This window comes from Porticoccus sp. (assembly GCF_041592135.1).
GTDB lineage: Bacteria > Pseudomonadota > Gammaproteobacteria > Pseudomonadales > Porticoccaceae > Porticoccus.
In genome coordinates, this window is the sequence record NZ_JBFHQR010000179.1 from 1 (window position 1) to 3,627 (window position 3,627).

Genomic DNA, 3,627 nt, shown 5'->3' on the forward strand with positions numbered 1-3,627 from the left:
ATCCCGGCGGGCAAGGTGGTCTGCGTGGGGCTCAACTACCGGGACCACATCAGCGAAATGAACAGCCAGGTGGCCAGTGAGCCGGTGCTGTTCCTGAAACCGTCCACGGCACTGGCCTCCCTGGAGCAGCCGGTGGCCATTCCGGTGGCGTTCGGGGCCTGCCATCACGAGGCGGAGATGGCGGTGCTGATTGGCGAGCAACTCACCGAGTGCACCGAGCAGCAGGCGGACAAGGCGATTGTCGGGGTCGGTGTGGCCCTGGACCTGACCCTGCGGGAGTTGCAGGCAGAGTTCAAACAAAAGGGCCAGCCGTGGGACAAGGCCAAGGGTTTTGACGGCGCCTGTCCGGCCTCGGCGTTTGTGGATCGCGCCCGGGTGGCGGACCTGCAGGCTGTGCAGGTGCGCCTGACCCTCAATGGCGAAGTGCGGCAACAGTCCAGCACCAGCCAGATGATTACCCCGGTGGCTAAACTGCTGGCCTATATTTCCCGTTTCTTTACCCTGATGCCGGGGGATATCGTGCTCACCGGTACCCCTGCGGGCGTGGGTCCGCTGAGCCCCGGCGACCAGCTCACCGTGGAGCTGGTGGATCTGGTTAGCGTCTCCACCACCGTGGTGGCCCGCTAGCTTTTTTTGACTGCCGGTGTCGCGCGCCCTCTGCTATGCCCAGCGGATCTACTGACCCATAACCCGGAGGCTTTCCCATGACCATTTCAATCGGCGATACCCTGCCCAATGTCACCCTCAAGGTGATGGGCGAAAAAGGGCCGGTGGCCATTGCCACCGACGAGATTTTCAAGGGCAAGAAAGTGGTGATGTTTGCCGTGCCCGGCGCCTTCACCCCCGGCTGCACCCTGACCCACTTGCCCGGCTACGTGGTGCTGGCGGATCAGATTGTGGCTAAGGGTGTGGATACCATCGTCTGCATGGCGGTCAACGATGCCTTTGTCATGGACGCCTGGGGCAAATCCCAGAATGCCGATGAAATCCTGATGCTGGCGGACGGCAACGGCGACTTTACCCGGGCCCTCGGGCTGGAGCTGGATGCCAGGGGTTACGGCATGGGGCCGCGCAGTCAGCGCTTTGCCCTGGTGGCAGAGGATGGCGTGGTCACGCACCTGGCGGTGGAGCCGGCTGGCGGTGTGGATGTGAGTGCCGCAGAAAAAATCCTCGCGGTACTCTGATGTCCGAGCAGAGCCCGGCGATCCGCAAGGGTCGCTACCGCCACTTCAAGGGCAACTGCTACGAACTGATCGATACCGCTCGCCACAGCGAAACCGGTGAATGGCTGGTGATCTACCGGCCGCTCTACGGTGAAGGGGGGTTGTGGGTGCGACCGCTGGCCATGTTCGATGACTGGGTGGAGCGGGACGGTGTGTCCGTGCAGCGCTTTGAATTTATCGGGGAGGGCGCCCAGGGGGCGACTCAGTGACTGGGCAGCAGGGGGCGGGCGCCAAAATAATCCCTGCGGCTGATCAGCTCGTCAGTGATGGCCTTGATAAAGGCGCTTTCTATCTCACAGCCGGGCATTTCGGAAAGGCGCAGGATGTCCCAGAGTTTTCTGCTGGACAGCATGTCCACCCGGGTATCGATCCAGTGGTAGATGCGTTCACCGGCTTCATTCACTTCCACAAAGAAGTTGTTCCCCTGTTGCTGCATCAGTCCGTCAATGTACGGGTTGTTGGTGTTCGTCTGTTGTGCCTTGTTCATGGCAGTTTCCTTTTGTTTTCTCTCATGTTCGCCGCCAAGGTTAACGGCGACCAATGTCAGGTTTGTGATCGTTTCTTGACAAAATGGTGACAGCGTCGGTCTCCATGGGTGACGGGAAAGCTGTCTGGACTTTTGAGCCACCAGACAGCAAAGTACGCACCATTTCAGAATGGTCAACGGGGATGAAAGATGTCTTCAATTTTGTTTGAAAAGAAGCGCGCGGATGTCAACGGCATCGGTGCGCGGCTGGCGACCATGCTGGTGGGGCTCTGTCTGTCCTTCCTCTGGCAGGTGCAGCCGTTGCTGCAACAACAGATGGCCCGGGAAGCACTGTCGCTGCACCCCTGGTTGCCGACGGCACTCTTTTCGGCGGGTGTATTGCTCGGCGCATTGCTGTCCATTCTGTTTATTCGCCTCGGCGACTGGCGGCGATTGACGCTGATCGGCGGTCTGGTTTCCGGCGTGGCCTTGCTGGTAGCGGGGTTGGTGCCCGGCGTCACAGTGTTATTGAGCTGCCTTGGCCTGGCCGGGCTGTTTGCCGGTTTTGGGCTCAGCGCCGTAGTAACCTGCCTCGGCGATACTGCCAATCCGGTCAGCAGCTTTGGCTGGTTGCTGATGTCGCAGGGGCTGGTGGCCGTCGGCTTGCAGCTGGCGCCGCCCGCGCTCAGCGACGCTGTCAGTTTTCAGCAGGGGCTGCTGGCAGTGGCGGCGGTGGCGTTGCTGGCCATTCCCCTCAGTCGCCTGATGCCCTCCAGTGGTTCCAAGCGAGTGAGTTTGCTGGGCAATAGCGATCAGGCTGTTACGGCGGCGCTGCCGGTGGCCCTGTTTGCCGGTACCCTGCTGTTCCTGGCGGCGGGGGTGCTCTGGTATCTGTCCGCGCCACTGGCCACGGCGATGGCGCTGGATGTCGGCGGCACCCTGGTTCTGGTGCTGTTGTCGGCGCGGGCCGCCGGCGGTCTGGTGGCCGGCTTACTCGGCGCCCGGGCGGGTTACCCGGTGCCGGTTGCCCTGGCCATGGTGCTGGTCCTGTCTGCTCTCGCCCTGCTGCAGTTCAGTGCCGGTGAAACGGGCTACCTGGCGGCCTTCAGTCTGCTCGGCTGGAGCGGCTTTTTTGTCGCCGCCTACGCAATGGGCCTGGTGGCGAAGCTGGATGGCAGTGGCCGTTTCGCACCGCTGTTGCTGGCAATGCCGCTGGCTGGCCTGATGGTGGGGCATCTGGTGGCGGGCAAGCTGGCCGGTGGCCAGAGCCCGGTGACCCTGTGGCTGGTGGTCGGGACAGTCTGGGTGGTGGGTTCGCTGGGGCTGATCTGGGCCGGCAGGCGCACTCACCGATGAATCGCGAGGAAAGCAAAGAAGCGCCGGCAACCAAGGAGGAACAGCCGTTCTACCAGCTCGGCCCGGATCTGGTCATGGATGCGGTGGAGAGCCTCGGTTACCTGTGCGACGGTCGCCAGTTTCCCCTCAACAGCTATGAAAACCGTGTTTACCAGGTGGGCATCGAAGACGAAGTCCCGCTGATTGCCAAATTCTACCGCCCCGCCCGCTGGTCTGATGAGCAGATCCTCGAGGAACACCAGTTCTGTTTCGAGCTGGCGGAGCAGGAGCTGCCGGTGGTGGCGCCGCTGCAGGATGCCAATGGCCGCAGCCTGTTCGAGTACCAGGGTTTCCGCTTTGCCCTCTATCCCCGCAAGGGCGGCCAGGGTCCGGAGCTGGACAACCTGGACAATCTCCACCTGCTCGGCAAGTTGCTGGGGCGCATCCACGCGGTGGGGGCGGTGCGACCGTTTATCCATCGCCCGGTGCTGGACAGCCAGAGTTTTGGCCACGAAGCGGCGGCACTGGTCAGCGGCCTTATCCCCGCGGAATTGAAATTGTCCTACGACTCGCTGGTGCGCGATCTGCTGCAGGGGGTGGACG

6 protein-coding genes are annotated in these 3,627 nt (G+C 62.5%); 5 read left to right on the forward strand and 1 reads right to left on the reverse strand.

Going from position 1 to position 3,627, the window contains the following annotated elements; all coding sequences use genetic code 11:
- The 3 genes from ABY948_RS11650 to ABY948_RS11660 form a co-directional block, all read left to right on the forward strand.
- Positions 1–627 (forward strand): fumarylacetoacetate hydrolase family protein (locus ABY948_RS11650; RefSeq protein WP_461482704.1); only part of this gene is annotated, 627 nt, incomplete at its 5' end.
- 77 nt (positions 628–704) lie between these two features.
- Positions 705–1,184 carry a redoxin family protein gene (locus ABY948_RS11655; RefSeq protein ID WP_461482705.1) on the forward strand — a complete coding sequence of 160 codons (480 nt, stop codon included), beginning with the start codon at positions 705–707 and terminating at the stop codon, positions 1,182–1,184.
- Positions 1,184–1,432 carry a DUF1653 domain-containing protein gene (locus ABY948_RS11660; protein ID WP_461482706.1) on the forward strand — a complete coding sequence of 83 codons (249 nt, stop codon included), beginning with the start codon at positions 1,184–1,186 and terminating at the stop codon, positions 1,430–1,432. Before ABY948_RS11655 ends, ABY948_RS11660 begins: the two co-directional genes overlap by 1 nt.
- On the opposite strand, the gene ABY948_RS11665 is transcribed toward ABY948_RS11660, so the two are convergent.
- Positions 1,426–1,710, reverse strand: coding sequence for a hypothetical protein (locus ABY948_RS11665; protein WP_461482707.1), 285 nt, complete (start codon positions 1,708–1,710; stop codon positions 1,426–1,428). The two genes, ABY948_RS11660 and ABY948_RS11665, sit on opposite strands and share 7 nt — an antisense overlap.
- Before the next feature lie 189 nt (positions 1,711–1,899).
- Here ABY948_RS11665 and ABY948_RS11670 point away from each other — a divergent pair, with 189 nt between their 5' ends.
- Entirely contained in the window at positions 1,900–3,045 is a 1,146-nt protein-coding gene (locus tag ABY948_RS11670; protein ID WP_461482708.1) for a hypothetical protein, read from the forward strand.
- On the forward strand, positions 3,042–3,627 hold a 586-nt coding region (locus ABY948_RS11675; RefSeq protein ID WP_461482709.1), incomplete at its 3' end, for a serine/threonine protein kinase. The genes ABY948_RS11670 and ABY948_RS11675, both read left to right, overlap by 4 nt.

Excerpts from the sequence above, each read along its gene's own strand:
- ABY948_RS11655 (WP_461482705.1), top strand. The coding sequence starts at position 705 with ATGACCATTTCAATCGGCGATACCCTGCCCAATGTCACCCTCAAGGTG.
- ABY948_RS11660 (WP_461482706.1), top strand. The coding sequence starts at position 1,184 with ATGTCCGAGCAGAGCCCGGCGATCCGCAAGGGTCGCTACCGCCACTTC.
- ABY948_RS11665 (WP_461482707.1), bottom strand. The coding sequence starts at position 1,710 with ATGAACAAGGCACAACAGACGAACACCAACAACCCGTACATTGACGGA.
- ABY948_RS11670 (WP_461482708.1), top strand. The coding sequence starts at position 1,900 with ATGTCTTCAATTTTGTTTGAAAAGAAGCGCGCGGATGTCAACGGCATC.